Raw genomic sequence first — 16,386 nt, 5'->3', positions numbered from 1 at the left:
ATGAGGTGAGCAGAGGAGTGGACACGTATTCTTCTACGGCCAAATAATAGTGAAACAGTTTACTACACCCGGGCGAACGATGATGGGGCAAGCCCCGGACTTGCGCTAGGGATCGTTCCAAAACTCTTTAATGCTCTGATCATGGCTAAAAAGGCTCCGAAAAATCCAACCGTAGATATCGTGAGCGCCTCCCGCGCGGGACACACGTTTCATGAGCGCTGGGCAGCACGGCGAGCCATGCAACTGGTCTTCCCAAGTGACCGCTTAAAAGCGATTGCTATTGAAGGACTATCGAAGACCGAAACTGCCAATCCCGGCGCAGAAGCCGAAGACGTGGCAGATCTCGTTCTCTACTACGGAGATGGCGACAACTTTGCCACCTCGGAAGCTGTACAGACCGCGCAATTCAAATACAGAACAATAGCCGGTTTGGTGACGGCCTCATATCTTCGTAAGACAATTGAAAAGTTTGCCGACACGATTGTGGGATATGAAAAGACGATATCTTCGGCTGATGTCGACAAGAAGTTGACTTTTTCGTTTGTCACGAACGCAGAGTTCTCGCCGGATCTATGGGCAGCGATAGCCGGTCTGAAATCGGGTGTAACGCCTGCCAAAGGCGAGGCTCTAACTCAACATGACTATTTAAAAGGTCTCTGCGCAAAGAAGAAGGTAGATGCACAACGGCTATTCAGTCGGTGCGAATTTCGCGCTTCGGAGGAAACGCTTCCACTTTTGAATAGTAACTTGAGACGCACCATGGCTGACTGGTCTGCCGGAAATGAGCTGCGCAGCAAGTCTCGGCTTTTTGAGGTAGTCGAAGTCGTCCGCGAGAAGGCTGGTCTAAAAAACAAGAACAACAACCTCATAAAACGAGAGGACGTACTCGTCGCATTGGGGCGCGAAGAGGAAGATCTATTCCCGGCAGATACTCGATTCATTGACGTAGGAGAAATTGTTCTACGCGAACAGTTGGACGATGCGATAAATTTGATCAAAACTAAAAAAGAGCCGGTCTTCATTCATGCCGACGGGGGAGTGGGTAAAACAGTTTTTATTGGCAGTCTCGCTGCCGCTCAATCGGAAGCGTACGAGGTCGTCGTGTTCGATTGCTTTGGTGGGGGCGCTTATCGATCACAGGACCAAGAGCGTCATTTACCGCGAGTGGGATACGTACAAATCGCCAACGAGTTGGCTTCAAGAGGGCTGTGCGACCCGTTGCTTCCTGGCGACGCAGAATCCCTTGCGTTGATAAATGCACTACGCCGCCGCCTTACTCAGGCCGTTGAGACGCTGAAAGTCCAATCGAAGCGAAAGGGCATAATGATAATCATCGATGCGGCAGACAATGCGCAAATCGAAGCTGACGACCGTAAGGACGATTCATTTCCAAAGCTTCTTCTGGCGTCACTCAGCGAAAACAGCGTCGAGGGAGTAAAGCTTGTTCTGACGGCCCGTACACATCGAATGGCTCGCGTTGTCGATCGATCAACAGTTGTACCGTTTCCGCTTCGTCCGTTTACGCAGAAAGAAGCAGAATTATATCTGGCTTCACGCCGCGAAAATATCACGAGCGCTGAATTTGCGACCGCGTTTTCACGATCTAGCGGCAACGCGCGGGTGTTGGCTTATTTGGTTGATACTTGGGGTACGAACGTAGCGGGAAATCCAGACAAAGCCGAAATCACCGTTGATAAACTCATCTCGGAGAAGTGCAACAAGATCTTCTCCGATCTTCGAATCGCTGGGTGGCTAGATTCGGATGTTCGGGAGTTCTTCTCCGCTATTTCTTTATTGCCGCCGCCCATGCCTTTGGACGAACTGGCAACCGCCTTAGGGTGGTTGATATCGCAAGTGGTGAGCGCGGCTTCTGATCTGGCTCCGATGCTCGAGATCGTTCCCACGCACGGCGCGATTTTCCGCGATGAACCAACAGAAACTTATGTCCGTGATACGTATTCTAACGACACGGCTTCTCAACAAGCCATAGCGCAGCGTCTCCATGACGCACAGGTATCGTCGCAATATGCAGCGGAGGCTCTGCCTGGGTTCTTGGTAGCAATCAAGGACGGTGCTCGGGCTTATGCTTTGGCGGATTCGACGCAGTTTCCGACTTCAATTCAGTCGGACTTCGGACGGCGGCGTTTGACACTAGCACGATTCAATGCCGCGTTTAAATTGGCGGTTAAAGACGGCGATCTCAACCATGCGCTCGGCATCACCATGCGTTTGGCTCAAGTGGTCGCGGCAAACAGTCGTGGCGATGAGTTCATACGCAAGTCGCCCGCATTGGCAGCGACTCTGGGCGATCGGGACGCCTATCGACGCTTATTCAGCGACCGATCCGGGTGGCGCGGCGCTCGTGATGCACGGCTAACAATCGCCCATGCTTTCTCGAATGAGATGGAAGAGGCTGAAATTCACTGTGGCCGTGCGATCGACTGGATAAACTGGAACGCGCGCAAAGAGAGAGATGAGCGCGAACTTCCTCACGAGAGGACCGGTCCAGCCCACGACGACTTTGCTTCCATTGTATTTCTGAAGATCGTTCAGAAAGATTTTAAACCTGTTGATGGAAATTTGCATCAATGGGGCCGGGGATTAGCAATTCCGGTCGCGCGGCAAGCGGTCAAACTTGCTCGGCAATATGAGTGCGCAACGGGATTGAGCGTCTTGGCCGAGCTTGCAGCATTTGCGGCCAGCTCGAAGGCCGCTTTGATAGCCGCGAATGTCAGGAAATTGCCGTCGGGATCGAGACGGTTCTGAAAATTATTGAGCCAATTCAGGCCAGCATGTGTGCTCGCGTCGCTGATAAGGGCGTGAGCGCGTTTCTCGGTAATTGGGCCTCCTTTGTATCAAAGACGGTGCCACGCGGGTTCGAAGAGCCTGAAAAGATGCTTGCTAAGACCGTGGGGCTTGGATTTGCAAGACTGCTTCTTCAACACGCGTCGGCTATTTCAGACAGCGATGCGGTCGCGGTTATTGATGTGATTTCTCGGCCAGGTTTTTTGCTGAGCGAGAAAGCGTATGTGCTCTCGTTGCTAGCAGCAAAAGGTCATCTTCACTCTCGCGCCGGTGCGTTTGCGCAATCGATGGTCGATGAGATTCGCAAAGACGATCAGACCGATCAGCGTGGCGACGATTACGCTTCTTTGGCCGAGGCATTGCTGGAAATGAGCGTTCCCGAAGCGCGCCTATATTATCGCAACGGATTGGCGGAACTGGATAAGCTCGGCAGCGGCGATTACGACTTGATTTACGCGATACTGCATTACGCAGCGGGCCAACCTGGCGGGTGCATCCGGCCCGAGTTGGGGCATAGGCTGATGAACCTATGCCAGACTATTTTTGCTCATGATTCACATAAGTTTGGCTGGAATCTTTTCGGCATAGCTTGCGCTAAATCCATAGGAACGACAGCCGCAACCAAGCTTATACGGTGGAATGACGAAGACGTTGCGAGCTATTCTCTCGGACTGCCTCAGCTCGCTTCATATCTTTCTGCCGAGAAGCATCTTTCGCCGTTACGCGCTGCGGTGCTGTTGGGCATTTGCAAAGACCATGGCTGGCACGAGTGGAGCGTTGGTGACGGACTATCATCGATTCTTCCACAAGCGCGCAACGTCGGTGAGCAAAGGACAATATTCGAGGCTGTATTTGGAAGAGGCTGTATTTGGAAAATTAATTGCCGAGCACTCGGATGGCGGCTGGTCCTCTGTCTGGCAAGGCATATTGAATGTTGCCGAAAAAAATCCAGCCGTCGTGGGCGACGGCGATGTCAGCACGGCAAAGCAATTACTTGAGGAAGCAGAACGGAAAAGGCACGAGTATAATTCGCGCTCGTCATCAGGACCGAGTTCGCCTGCGAGCATTGAAAGCAAGAAAAAAGAACAAGACCCAGACGCTTTTGTCAAGGCTCTGATTTCTAAGTGTGACCCAGGATCAGCGGCGTCTATTGACGAAGCGCTCAACGAAATAGATGCCGTTAAGTCACTTCCATTTTATGTGAGACGGGACTTCTTCTCTACAATTCGTGCAGCTTGCCCCTACGCGAAACGGCTCGATCACTTGCTTGCTTTGGCTGAGGCCAATAACGTCTCGTTCGACCAAGCTATCGATCACATTCAAGATTGTGTTTCGGAATGGTCTGGTTCATCAGCATATATTGCGGCAGAGCAAAAAAACGTTGTTTCACACTTATTCAAATCGAAAGGATCTGAACTCTTCAGCATTTCTTACGGCAGTGTGAGCCGCGAGATAAAGCAACTCAGCGATCTTTGTGGTGACGAAAGCTTCGTCTTGAACCACGTCCTAGATACAATTTCGACTGAACGATTGGAATTGAATGGTGAACAGTGGTTGCAGCTTGCCACGGTACTGTCTCACCAAACGTCGCATAGCGCTTCGCGCGATGCCCTCGAAAACTTTCTGTCTGGGCCGGCCGCAGGCTTGGCCGATCAGATTGGAGAAGGTGCGTACAAGCCCGATTTCAAAATTTCAGATGAGCGAGAGCTTCTCGTCGGAATAATCTGGCATCTTTTAGGGGATGACGATGCTTACATAAAGTGGAGCATTGCGCGCGCATTGCCGCTCTTTGTTTCATTGGGTTTAATCGACGATTTGAATGCACTTCTCGCGCAGTTCGATCGCAGAGAGGTGCCGGCACTCAAAACAGAAAGCTATAACCTCTCATTTCAGAATTCACAGCAATGGCTTCTGATGGGGCTGGCCCGTGCCGCATTGATTCACGGGGCAAAGCTGGCCCCGTTGAAACCTCGACTTTTCCAACTGGCTGCGCGAAATGACGTTCACATCCTTAATAAGCGACACATCCTGCGATGCTTGCGAAATATTGGCTGCGAGGCAGCCGACATCGCAAATTTAGCGCAAGAAGTTGAAGTCGATCCAAAGGGAATCGCAGTTGTTAAAGGCTCTTGGCCGAAGCACGTTCCTGCCAAATCTGGTTTCAGTTTCGATTATGAATTCAACAAGTCAGAGATTTCGCATCTTGCGAGAGTATTTCATATTTCAGACGGTCAATGCGTCGATGCTATCGCTCATGAAATTCAGCGGATCTGGCCGAGCGCTACAAATATGGATGCATTTCCTGGGCATGATCGTTATCGAAAAGAACGAACTGACAGATACGAATATTATCGTGAGCATGTTCAAAAGCACGCATTGCTAAGCGCAGCAACTACGTTGCGGCAATCGCATCCGGTGGCGCGTCAAAGCTATGATGAAGATCCTGCGTCGCCCTTTGAGCTGTGGCTCAACGACTATGACGTTACGTTTAAAGATGGTTCTTGGCTCAGCGATCACAAAGATCAAGAGCCTGAGGTTTGCGGAAGGAGTCTGTTGGGACCACGAGTCAAGAATGTCGAATCACTAATTCCGACTCCAGTGATTTTCGAGAGCTTAGGAATTTTGAATATTGCGGAATCCGCGATGTTGCCGATTTATGGACAGTGGAAGTCCCCGGACGGAGTTTATGTTCGTATTGAAACGGCGTTAGGAAAACCCCGTGGGATCGTGGGACTTTGCCAGAAATTCGTTAGAAGAGCGGACCACGATCTCTGGCTACCGCTGTTTCTTCATGACGGCTTTGACGACCCATACAGACAGGCATCGCCCTTTGAGCCAGTTGTGTGGGTTTTGGAAAATTACAGCATTGGGGTAGATTCACGCGAGAAAATCGCGACTGACGGCGTGGCGTCGCGACCACGTCTTGGCGTCAAACTTCTCAAGGCATTTGGGCTCATACCGGACAAGGATTTTCGGGAGTGGATAACCTCTCACAACGAACTAGCTATGCGGAGTCAGGTGTGGGGGGGGGATGGATACCTGACCCGGACGACAACCGGGGCAGTCATCGAAACGAAAATGGTGAGATTTTATGGGCGTCGCAAGACTGGCTGGACCGGGCATTACCTCTAATCGATCGTCAGCTCGTGTTCCACGTTACGTTGAGCAAGTACAAAGACCGTCGCTTCGGCGACAGTTCAGGTGTGAAAGCTGTATATGTAGGAACCAGACCGGCTGGGGATGAGATTCGTTTCTGGTACGCGAAGAAATCCTCAAACACGACTTACTAGGCGGCGTGGACAAATAGTTCGCCAATATGGCGCGCGCTTTGTTGTTACCGATTAGCCGCGATGCGTTTGCGATAGAGGGCGTCAGGCCCTTTCGCGACCTCAATGCGAATGTGTCTGCGCAGCAGTGCAAGAGCTAATGGGCCGACGACGAGCATCACGCCCAGCACGGTCTTAATCATGGTCGGCAACCACCTGGCACCCTCATTTTCATTCAGCATTCGATTAACCGGGCTGTTTTGGCAGAATAAGCGACATCGACTCGGAACGCGGTTGGCGCCGTTGGGAGGTACCCCTCCGGTGAAGCTTTCAATTACCCATATCGTCGACGAGTTCCGATTGAGAGGCCGAAGACGATGTCATTGAGGCGTGTTAGGCCTCGCCAGACGACCATGTTTCCTGGCGGCGGATCGTGGTTGCGTGCGAGATAGCCGCCGAGCATGGCGATCTGGAGCAAATAGGTGGCGAGGGTCTTGCGCAAGATGCGCGGCTTGGCCCGCGCCGCGTCGATGGCATCAAGCGTCGCGATTTCGGTCGGGGTGAGGACTGTCTCCGGCGCAACCTCGGGCTTTGCTCGTGCGGACATGGTGAGGAAGAAGATGCGCCAGCTGACCATCGCGATGAGGGCGAGGAACTTGGCCAGCCGCTCGGCGGTCTCAAGCCTCGCCTCTTCCGCGCGACAGCCAGACTTCAGTACCTTGTGAAACACCTCCGCTTTCCAGCGCAAGGCGTACCATTCGAGCTTCTCGATGGCGATGGCGAAATCTCCGACCGGCAGATTGGTCACCAGCTTCCAGTCGATCGGCGGACGGTTCGCCGGCGGATCGATCTCAAGGGCTTGGATGTAGGTGAGAAGCTGAGGACTGTATCGCTTCTGCTTGCCGACGGGCGGCAGGGTTTGGATGGCGGCGAACTTCACGTGCACGCACGCCGTCTCATCCTGTCCGATCGCGACGTAATGGCGTCCCGCCCAAGGCGCAGCCGAGAGCTGGGCAAAGACCCGATGAGCTCCATCCCGTGGCTCTGCGTCGGCGGGCGCGGCGGCCAACCGATTGGTCTGCACTCGCACCAGAAAGCGCGTGCCAAGATCCTGCGCCAGGCAAAAGAGCTCGTAGATGTCGCTCTCGCGGTCGGCCACATGCACGCAGCGCTCCGGCGTGCCCACGAGCGCCATCGACTGGCGCAGGTTCTCCAGCCAGCGATAGCTTTCCTTCGTCTCGATCGGCACGCGCGTGGGGTTCACGTGCCGCTTGAGCGTCCAGGTCCCCTTGAACTTCGTGCGTGTCCAGAACTTCGCTGCCGTCAGCCCGAGCGGCGTGCCACCGAGGGTTACAGCCAGGCTCGAATGCATCAGCACCCCACACAAGGTCACCACGTTGGGCTGACCCGCCTTATAACGTCCGGCGTTGACGGTCTTGGTGAAGCCGATCTTACCCGGCTGCGCACGGCTGTAGATGAACTCGGTGGTACCCTGCAGAATGAGGATTGGTCCTTCGCTCGCCGCGCAGCGCATGGCGGTCGCGGCAAAATGGCCGGCCAGCATCCCGTGCTCGGTAACACGTGGGTTGTCGAAGAAGCGATAGGCCGCCTTTGTCGCCGCCCAGTCGCCGCACGCGGCCGGGACGGGTTGGCCGGGTGCCGCCGACATCTGATCAAGCAGGCGGCCAAATCGGCGCGCAAGTCGCTTGTCCGGCAGCCCTGCCGAAACGACTTCATCGTCATGCCAGCCTGCAGCACCGGCTCCCGTGTCTCCGCTCATCTGTGACGCCTCCGCGAATCGGCGTCACAGACAGAATCACAGACAATTCAACAGGTGCAAATCCTACGTACGAGATGTGGGTAATTGAAAGCCGGTGAAGGCCGCCTTGCGGGCTGAGGACGAACGTCGGAAGTCCTAGGGATAATCCTAGGAGTAGCCCTATGACGATGCCGCGGGTGGAGGTGATCACGTCGATCGAGAGACGCCGGCGCTGGTCGCGTGAGGAGAAGGAGCGCCTGGTCGCGGCGTCGCTTGAGCCTGGTGTGTCGGTGTCGGGAGTCGCGCGATCGGCGGGCATTCAGGTCAGCCAGCTGTTCCGGTGGCGCAAGGACCTGTGCGATCGGGTCGATGTCGGTTCGTCGGGATTGGTCCCGATGGAGATCGTTCCTGCTGCTGCCATCCCGCCCGCCGTTGAGGCGCCGGGACCATCGGCGTCTGCCGGCCGACGTCGCCGCAAGAGCGGCATGATCGAGATCGATCTCGGTGGCGGGCGCCGTGTCCGCGTCGATCGCGACGTGGATGCCGAGGCGCTGCGGCGCGTGCTGGATGCGCTCGGGTCCCGATGATTCCGGTTCCGAGCGGCGTGCGGGTGTGGCTGGCGACCGGCCACACCGACATGAGGAAGGGCTTCCCGGGCCTGGCCCTGGTGGTGCAGGAGATGCTGAGGCGCGATCCGCATAGCGGCCACCTGTTCGTCTTCCGCGGCCGCCGCGGCGATCTGATCAAGGTTCTGTGGCACGACGGCCAGGGCGCCTGTCTGTTCTCAAAGAAGCTCGAGCGCGGCCGCTTCATCTGGCCATCGCCGGCCGACGGCGACCGGCTGAGGACTTTGGCCTTGCACATGGCGGTGGATATGATTCCATCGCCGTATGCCCGACGCTGAATCGCTCCCTTCCGACCTCGCCGCCGCGCATGCGATGATCCTCGCGGAGCGCGCCGCACGCGTCGAGGCCGAAGCGCCTGCCGCCCGCGCGGCGGCGGTCAGCTCCGGGACCGAGGCCCTGATTGCCCGGCTGAAGCTGGAGATCGAGAAGCTCCGGCGCGAGTTCTACGGCAGCCGTTCGGAACGCAAGGCCAGACTGCTCGAACAGATGGAGCTTCAGCTCGAAGATCTGGAGGCGAACGCAACCGAGGACGAACTGGCGGCGGAGCACGCGTCGCGTGCCACGACGGTTCGCTCGTTCGAGCGCCGGCGCCCGTCGCGCAAGCCGTTCCCGGAGCATCTGCCGCGCGAACGCGTCGTGATCGCCGCGCCCGAGAGTTGTCCCTGCTGCGGCTCGACCAGGCTGTCGAAGCTGGGCGAGGACGTGACCGAGACGCTGGAGCTGATCCCGCGCCAATGGAAGGTCATCCAGACGGTGCGTGAGAAGTTCTCGTGCCGCCAGTGCGAGACGATCACCCAGCCGCCGGCGCCATTCCATGTGACGCCTCGCGGCTTCGCCGGCCCGAACCTGCTGGCGATGATCCTGTTCGAGAAGTTCGGCCAGCATCAGCCGCTGAACCGGCAGAGCGAGCGTTATGCCCGCGAGGGCATTGATCTCGGCCTGTCGACGCTGGCCGATCAGGTCGGCACATGCGCGGCGGTGCTGCGTCCGCTGCATGCGCTGATCGAGGCCTATGTGTTGCTCTCGGCAGAGCGCCTTCACGGCGACGACACCACGGTGCCGATCCTGGCGAAGGGCAAGACCGACACCGGCCGCGCCTGGGTCTATGTCCGCGGACGACCGGCCCTTCGGCGGGACATCACCGCCGGCCGCTCACGCTGGTCGGCACCGCGAAGCTCAATAATGTCGATCCGCAGGCCTGGCTCGCCGACGTGCTCGCCCGCATCGCCGACACGCCGCAGAGCCGGCTGGCGGAACTCTTGCCGTGGAACTGGAAGGCGCAATCTGCAAGATTGGCGGCATGAGCCACGCCGATCGCATCGCCCGCATCAGGATCCAGCTCGATGACTGGCAGCCCGCCATCTGGCGGCGCGTCGAGGTGCCGCTAACGGCAACGCTCAAGGCCTTGCACGATGTCATCCAGGCGGCCATGCTGTTCGACGACTATCACCTGTTCGAGTTCCGAGCCGACGGAAAGCGATACGCCATCCCTGATCCCGAATGGGATAGCCTGCGCGACAAAACCTACTCGGCAAAGACCATACGGCTCGGAACGCTGGTCGATCGCAGCATCACGCAATTGGCCTACACCTACGACTTCGGCGACGACTGGCGGCACACGATCACGATCGAGGCAATCGCCGACGCCGATCCCTCTGTCGAGTATCCCCGTTACATCGACGGTGCCGGCCACGCCCCACCCGAAGACGTCGGCGGCATCCCCGGCTTCGAATTGTTCCTCAACGCCATCGCCGATCCCAGGCACGAGGAGCATCGCGAACTCAAACGCTGGCACAGCCGTCCGTTCGATCCGGCACATGCTGCTGAAGACGAAATCCAAACCCGGATGAAAAAACTCGCCAGACGCCGCGCTCTCGGCAAGGCCGGCTTCGAGAAAAGCCGCAGTCAGCCACGCTGAAGATCCGAGGAGGCCGCAGTCCTCACCGGAGGCTTACGTTGGGAGAGATTGATTCAAGGCTGCTTTTTGGAGGCAGGCTGGAGCCGGGGTGATCTCACCGAAGCAGAATGGCGCGTTCTGAAGGACTTATTGCCGATCGAGCCTGAGAACCGCGGTCGCGGCAGACCGCCAGAACAGAACTGCTCAATCATCAACAGCATCCTCTGGCGGCTTCGATGCGGAGTGCCATGGCGAGACATTTCGCCAAAATTCGGCAGTTGGAACACCATCTACCGCCGGTTCCGGCGATGGAGTGAAGCCGGGGTCTAGGAAACCGTGGCAGTAACGCTTGCCGAGATCATGGCGGACAGCAGGCACTACAGCATCGATAGCACCACAGTCTGCGCCCTACAGACAGCGCAACTGTAATCTGACAATCGGAGGCGCAAAGCCACCCCGCCTATGTGCACGCTTTTCTACGCTAGAACTCTCCCGTGTTCTGAACCGGCTTTACTTCATCCCACAAGTGGTGTGTCCTAATCGCGTTAGATCAGCCGCAGCCCTTTCAGACTCGCGTGGCCGTTCTTGCCGACAATGATGTGGTCATGCACGGAGATTCCGAGCGGCGATGAAATGTCGATAATCGATCTGGTCATCTGGATGTCGGCTTGCGATGGCGTCGGATCGCCGGAAGGGTGGTTGTGGACCATGATGATCGCGGTTGCCGATAGTTCGAGCGCGCGCTTGACGACTTCGCGCGGATAGACCGGCGTGTGATCGACGGTGCCGACTTGCTGCACCTCATCGGCGATCAACTGGTTGCGCTTGTCGAGGAACAGGATGCGGAACTGTTCCTTGTCGGCGAACGCCATCGAGGTCCAGCAATAGTCGATCACGGCGGTCCATGACGACAGCATCGTCCGCTGTTTCAACTGTCCCTTCGCCACGCGGCTGGCGCTCGCCGCGATCAGCTTGATCTCGATGATCGCGGCCTCGCCGAGCCCGCTGATCTCGCGGAGCCGCGCGTCGGGCGCATGAACCACCTCGGCGAATGATCCGAACCTGCCGATCAGGGACTTGGCCAGCGGTTTGACGTCGCGACGGGGCAACGCGCGAAACAGCACCATTTCGAGCAGTTCGTAATCGCTGAGTGCGTCCGGCCCGGCATCGCGGAAGCGCTCGCGCAGTCGTTCGCGATGGCCGTGATAGTGTGGCGCTTCGGCAAATCCTGCGGGGTTGTCGGCGTTGGCGGGCATTCGATGGAGCGAACCATTCCTAGAGCGTTTTCGAGCGAAGTGGACCCCGGTCCGCGCGAAGAAAACGTGTCAGATCAAAATCATGGAGCCTCGCTTCCGATTCCATCGGAAGCGGAAAGGCTCTGGCGGTCCGTTTTCCAACATTCGCATCCTGTTTCAGCGAAACGTCTTGCGGATGCTAGAATCGAACGACCACAAGTTGCTAGTGGAGTTTTGAATTTGACATTCGCGCCCGGGGCGCGCCGCCAGAGGGTCGCGAATCTCAAATTCACTTCACTGGTTTCCGCAACCTTGCCGTGGCTCGTGGCATTTGCAACCCCAATTCGGGAACGCGAGTGACGAAAGCGTGCGCGATCCAACGCAATCTGCTTCCGAACCAGAGGTTCAGCCTTCGCAGACCGGCTTGTCGAGTTGACGTGGCGACAGCGTGAAGATCTCAACCCCTGTCTGGGTCACGCCAACCGAATGCTCGAACTGCGCCGACAGCGAGCGATCGCGCGTGACCGCGGTCCAGCCGTCCGACAGGATTTTCACATGCGGCTTGCCCAGGTTGATCATCGGTTCGATGGTAAAGAACATCCCGGGCCTGAGCCGCACCCCGTCGCCGGGGCGGCCGACATGGATGATGTTGGGTTCATCGTGGAAGATGCGGCCGAGTCCGTGGCCACAGAAATCGCGAACGACACTCATGCCCTGGGGTTCGACAAAGCTCTGGATCGCGTGACCGATGTCACCGGTCGTCGCGCCGGGCTTGACCGCCGCGATGCCGCGCATCATTGCTTCATAGGTTATCTCGATCAGCCGTTCAGCCTTGCGTGGGATCGGGCCAACCGGGTACATGCGGCTGGAGTCGCCGTACCAGCTATCGACGATAAAAGTGACGTCCACGTTGACGATATCGCCCTCTCTCAGGACGCGATCGCCGGGCATCCCATGGCAGACGACGTGATTGACCGATGTGCAAGTCGAGTAGCGATAGCCACGATACATCAGCGTTGCCGGGTAAGCACCATGACTGAAGGCGAACTCACGGACAAAATCGTCGATCTGCGAGGTCAGAATGCCTGGTTTCACGAGATCGGCGAGTTCGTCGAGACAGCGTGCCGTCAGAGCGCCGGCCTTGCGCATCCCGGCGAAACCGCTCGGGCCGTGCAGTTTGATCTGTCCGGTCTTTCGCAGGGGAGTTTCGGAGGCTTCGACGTAGCTCATCAGGTGATCTGAATCCAAATGATAAGGAAGTTGTTGCTTCTAATCTAATGGATGGCGCTGCCAGCGCAAGCTGGGGGCTTAGAGGTGGCGCTATCAACGGCTCACTTCGGTGCGCCGCGGCAGGTGACGATTCCAAGTCTTCCTTTGGGGGTCGCCGCCAGTCGTGGTGACGCCGCCAGGCTTTTGAGTTCGAGTCTGACAAGGAGGCATTTGCGCACGGTCTGGAGCACAAACAACGCTGACCGGCGGAAAATCGATTGGCGCGCCGCGGCGGCGGCGATAAGGATGAAAATGCAAGTGTTTACCGCTTCGGACGTCTGATGGCATCTCTGGATTCGGTCAGTCTGGCCATCTTGCTCGGCGCGATTCTGGTTATGGCCGGAATTCTGTCGAGCCTGCTGGCGTTGCGGTTTGGCGCTCCCTTGCTGCTCGTCTTCCTGTTCATTGGCATGTTGGCAGGAGATTCCGGGCCCGGGGGCCTGACGTTCAGTGATGTCCAGAACACTTACCTTGTCGGGTCGGCTGCGCTGGCGCTGATTCTGTTCGACGGCGGTCTGAAGACGCGGTTCCAGAGCATCCGCACGGTCCTGGCGCCCTCGATGGTGCTCGCTACTTTCGGCGTGCTGCTGACCGCCCTGGTCACGGCGCCGGTCGCCAAATATGCGCTTGATCTGAACTGGACCGAGGCGTTGCTGATCGGCGCGGTCGTCGCCTCCACCGACGCGGCCGCGGTGTTTTTGCTGGTGCATGCGCAAGGGCTACGGCTGCGTCCGCGCGTTGGGGCGACCCTGGAGGCGGAGTCAGGCACCAACGATCCCTTCGCGGTATTTCTCACGCTGATGCTGGTGGAGCTGATTTCGGTCGGCGACAGTTCGGTCTGGCATGTGTTGCTCGAGTTCCTGCGAGAGTCCATGCTCGGCGGCATCATCGGTGTGATCGGCGGACGGCTCGTGGTCGTCGCCCTGAACCGGGTGGCGCTTCCTCAGGGGTTGCATGCGCCGTTCGTTACGACGGCGGCGCTTGTGGTTTTCGGGGTGGCGCAGATCTTCCACGCGTCGGGGTTTCTCGCGGTTTATCTTGCGGGAATTATCATCGGTAATCGTCCTACGCGCGCCCACAGTTCGGTGGTGACGTTCCTCGATGCCGCAACCTGGCTGGCGCAGATCGTGATGTTCGTGTTGCTCGGCTTGCTGGTCTCGCCGCACCGCCTGATGGATAGCGCGCTCCCGGCAGTGCTCGTCGCGCTCGTGCTGATGCTGGCGGCGCGGCCGCTCGCGGTCTTTTTATGCCTCGCACCGTTTCCTTTCAACTGGCGGGAAAAGCTGTTCATTGCCTGGACCGGGCTTCGGGGGGCGGTTGCGATCTTTCTGGCCTCGATTCCGATGCTGGTCGGGCTGTCGAAAGCGTATCTGTATTTCGACGTCGCATTCGTTGTGGTGATCATTTCGCTTTTGCTGCAGGGCTGGACGCTCGCTCTGGCCGCCCGGCGGCTGCATGTCGCGCTGCCCCGCGCCGATCGGGGGCCGCGCCGTGTGGAACTCGATTTGCCGGGACAACTCGAACAGCAGTTGGTCGGCTATGCGGTGCGACCGATGAGCCTGTTCCTTCGACGCGGGCTGCTTCCGTCATGGTCGAAGCCGACACTCGTGATCCGCAATGAGAAAATTCTAACGCCGGCTGAGGCCGAGCCGATCGCGGCGGGAGACTACCTCTATCTGTTGGCGCCGCCGGAAAAGGCCGAGGCGCTCGACCGCTTTTTTGTCGACATGCAACCTATGGCGTCACCAGACCCGCATCTGCTTGGCGATTTTCTGGTTTCCGGCGAAATCAGCCTTGGCGATATCGCGCAGATCTATGGCATTTCGGTCGATCCGGCCGCCGCGCAGTTGACGCTGGCGGATTACTTCGACGTCCATCTCGACCACGCTCCGAAAGAGGGCGCGACCCTGCCGCTTGACACTATCGTTCTCGTCGCGCGCAATATCAGCGAAGGCCGCGTCAACGCGGTCGGACTTCGTTTACCCGAAGACGAGGAGCACAAGCTGCCGCCGCTGACCAGAATGGGGGCGATCAGGCAGAAAGCGGCAAAGGCCTGGTCGTCGGTTGCAGGGACTTGACTAGGCGGGCAGGATCTCGGGGCTTCCGAATGCCGCGATCCGGCCGCGCTTGAGCATCACGACTTGTAAAGCAAGCTGGCGCAGTTCATCCGGGTCATGGCTGACATAGACCATCGGAACGCTGGCTTCATCGCGCAGCCGCATCAGGTAGGGCAGAATCTCCGCCTTTCGGTCCTCATCGAGCGATCCCAATGGTTCATCCAGCAACAAGAGTCTGGGACGCGAGAGCAGCGCGCGGCCGAGCGCAACTCTCTGCCGCTCGCCGCCCGAGAGCTGGCCGGGGCGGCGGTCCAACAGGTGACCGATATTGAGCATCTCGTTGAGCCGGGCTTCCTGCGCGGTGTCGCGGGCCAGGCGGTTCATCCTGCGACCGTAGTCGAGGTTTCGCCGTACATCGAGGTGCGGAAACAAGCGCGCATCCTGGAAGACATAACCGATGCGACGGCGATGTACGGCGACATGAAGATGTTGCGTGGTATCGTCGAGTGCTTCGCCATCGACCGAGATCACACCGCGGTCCGGCGTCATGAGCCCCGCGATCATGTTGACAAGCGACGTCTTGCCCGAGCCTGACGGGCCGAACAGCCCGGTGACGCGTCCTTCGCTCGCAAATGCGACATCGACCGAGAAACTGCCAAGCTGTTTTGATACCTCGACACGCAGCATGGTCAGTTTCCATGCAAGCGTCGTGTCGCGCGCCGTGCGAACACCTCGGAGGCGACAAGCGCCGCCATGGACATGACGATCGACACGATAACCAGCCGCAGCGCGGCCCTGTCGCCATCGGGCGTCTGGATCAGCGAGTAGATCGCCGAGGAAATCGTCTGGGTTTCGCCGGGAATATTGGATACGAATGTGATGGTCGCGCCGAATTCGCCAATCGCCTTGGCAAAGCCAAGCACCATGCCCGCCAGAATGCCGGGCAACGCGAGCGGCAGCGTCACGGTGGCGAAGACCTGCCAAGTCGATGCCCCGAGCGTGCTCGCCGCTTGCTCCAGCCGGCGGTCGATGGCGTCGATCGACAGCCGGATCGGCCGCACCAGCAGCGGGAACGACATCACGCCGCAGGCGAGCGCCGCGCCGGTCCAGCGAAATGCGAAAACGATTCCGAGATGATCGGCGAGCCAGCCGCCGACAAGCCCGCGTTTGCCGAAGGTCAGAAGCAGCAGATAGCCGGTGACGACGGGAGGCAACACCAGCGGCAGATGAACAGCGGCGTCGATAATCGATTTACCCCAGAACTCGTAGCGTGCAAGGGTCCACGCCAGCGCGATCGCGATCGGTGTTGCCGCAAGCGTTGCGACCACGCCTACCTTGAGTGAGAGCAGGACAGCCGTCCATTCGGGAGGCGAAATATCAAACATGCGGTCTCAGTGATATTGTTGTCTTCGCGGTCGAGATAAATTTGGCAAAGTCAAATTCGTCCTTGGCTCAAGGACGAGCCCAGAGCC

General features: G+C 58.2%; 14 protein-coding genes and 1 pseudogene. 9 read left to right on the top strand and 6 right to left on the bottom strand.

The genetic code is table 11. From position 1 onward, the window contains the following. Positions 1-141 precede the first annotated feature (141 nt). Positions 142-2,766, top strand: coding sequence for an ATP-binding protein (locus NB311A_RS21110; protein ID WP_131522906.1), 2,625 nt, complete (start codon positions 142-144; stop codon positions 2,764-2,766). Between the two features lie 891 nt (positions 2,767-3,657). Beyond that, complete coding sequence (locus NB311A_RS21100; protein ID WP_165475248.1) at positions 3,658-5,937, top strand: hypothetical protein; 2,280 nt, start codon at positions 3,658-3,660, stop codon at positions 5,935-5,937. 202 nt (positions 5,938-6,139) lie between these two features. Here NB311A_RS21100 and NB311A_RS22925 read toward each other — a convergent pair whose 3' ends face one another. Both NB311A_RS22925 and NB311A_RS09430 read right to left on the bottom strand, forming a co-directional pair. Continuing rightward, a complete protein-coding gene (locus tag NB311A_RS22925) occupies positions 6,140-6,274 on the bottom strand; it encodes a hypothetical protein (RefSeq protein ID WP_256365414.1) in 135 nt (44 codons plus the stop codon). Positions 6,275-6,405: 131 nt separating this feature from the next. Further along, entirely contained in the window at positions 6,406-7,851 is a 1,446-nt protein-coding gene (locus tag NB311A_RS09430) for an IS4 family transposase (RefSeq protein WP_009798298.1), read from the bottom strand. Between the two features lie 161 nt (positions 7,852-8,012). Between NB311A_RS09430 and NB311A_RS09425 the strand changes: the two genes are divergently transcribed. From NB311A_RS09425 to NB311A_RS22615, 6 genes and pseudogenes are all read left to right on the top strand, one after another. Next, on the top strand, positions 8,013-8,417 hold the full coding sequence (locus NB311A_RS09425) for a transposase (protein WP_009798297.1): 405 nt from the start codon (positions 8,013-8,015) through the stop codon (positions 8,415-8,417). Beyond that, positions 8,414-8,734, top strand: a complete 321-nt coding sequence (gene tnpB / locus NB311A_RS09420; protein WP_009798296.1) for an IS66 family insertion sequence element accessory protein TnpB — start codon at positions 8,414-8,416, stop codon at positions 8,732-8,734. The genes NB311A_RS09425 and tnpB overlap by 4 nt, the downstream gene beginning before the upstream one ends. 34 nt (positions 8,735-8,768) lie before the next feature. Further along, positions 8,769-9,627 (top strand): annotated as a pseudogene (locus NB311A_RS21315) (IS66 family transposase); the annotation flags it as partial. Then, complete coding sequence (locus NB311A_RS23175; RefSeq protein ID WP_366071731.1) at positions 9,614-9,760, top strand: transposase domain-containing protein; 147 nt, start codon at positions 9,614-9,616, stop codon at positions 9,758-9,760. The pseudogene NB311A_RS21315 and the gene NB311A_RS23175, both read left to right, overlap by 14 nt. Further along, a complete protein-coding gene (locus NB311A_RS09410) occupies positions 9,757-10,374 on the top strand; it encodes a plasmid pRiA4b ORF-3 family protein (RefSeq protein ID WP_009798294.1) in 618 nt (205 codons plus the stop codon). The genes NB311A_RS23175 and NB311A_RS09410 overlap by 4 nt, the downstream gene beginning before the upstream one ends. Before the next feature lie 48 nt (positions 10,375-10,422). Then, positions 10,423-10,683: a transposase gene (locus NB311A_RS22615; RefSeq protein ID WP_116394750.1), complete on the top strand. Its 261-nt coding sequence runs from the start codon at positions 10,423-10,425 to the stop codon at positions 10,681-10,683. A 215-nt stretch (positions 10,684-10,898) separates the two neighbouring features. Here NB311A_RS22615 and radC read toward each other — a convergent pair whose 3' ends face one another. Together radC and map are read right to left on the bottom strand one after the other, a co-directional pair. Next, a complete protein-coding gene (gene radC / locus NB311A_RS09405; RefSeq protein WP_009798293.1) occupies positions 10,899-11,609 on the bottom strand; it encodes a DNA repair protein RadC in 711 nt (236 codons plus the stop codon). Positions 11,610-11,993: 384 nt separating this feature from the next. Further along, positions 11,994-12,818, bottom strand: a complete 825-nt coding sequence (gene map / locus NB311A_RS09400) for a type I methionyl aminopeptidase (RefSeq protein ID WP_009798292.1) — start codon at positions 12,816-12,818, stop codon at positions 11,994-11,996. Between the two features lie 320 nt (positions 12,819-13,138). On the opposite strand from map, the gene NB311A_RS09395 reads away from it, so the two are divergent. Beyond that, positions 13,139-14,935, top strand: a complete 1,797-nt coding sequence (locus NB311A_RS09395) for a potassium/proton antiporter (protein WP_040674784.1) — start codon at positions 13,139-13,141, stop codon at positions 14,933-14,935. Here the strand turns inward: NB311A_RS09395 and modC are convergent, their stop codons facing one another. Both modC and modB read right to left on the bottom strand, forming a co-directional pair. After that, positions 14,936-15,601: a molybdenum ABC transporter ATP-binding protein gene (gene modC / locus NB311A_RS09390; protein WP_009798290.1), complete on the bottom strand. Its 666-nt coding sequence runs from the start codon at positions 15,599-15,601 to the stop codon at positions 14,936-14,938. It abuts the gene before it with no gap. A 2-nt stretch (positions 15,602-15,603) separates the two neighbouring features. After that, entirely contained in the window at positions 15,604-16,299 is a 696-nt protein-coding gene (gene modB, locus NB311A_RS09385) for a molybdate ABC transporter permease subunit (RefSeq protein ID WP_009798289.1), read from the bottom strand. Between the last annotated feature and the right edge of the window lie 87 nt (positions 16,300-16,386).

Source organism: Nitrobacter sp. Nb-311A, from assembly GCF_000152905.1.
GTDB lineage: Bacteria > Pseudomonadota > Alphaproteobacteria > Rhizobiales > Xanthobacteraceae > Nitrobacter.
Note: the sequence above shows the minus strand (reverse complement) of the source record. Positions and strands in the feature narration are given on the sequence as shown.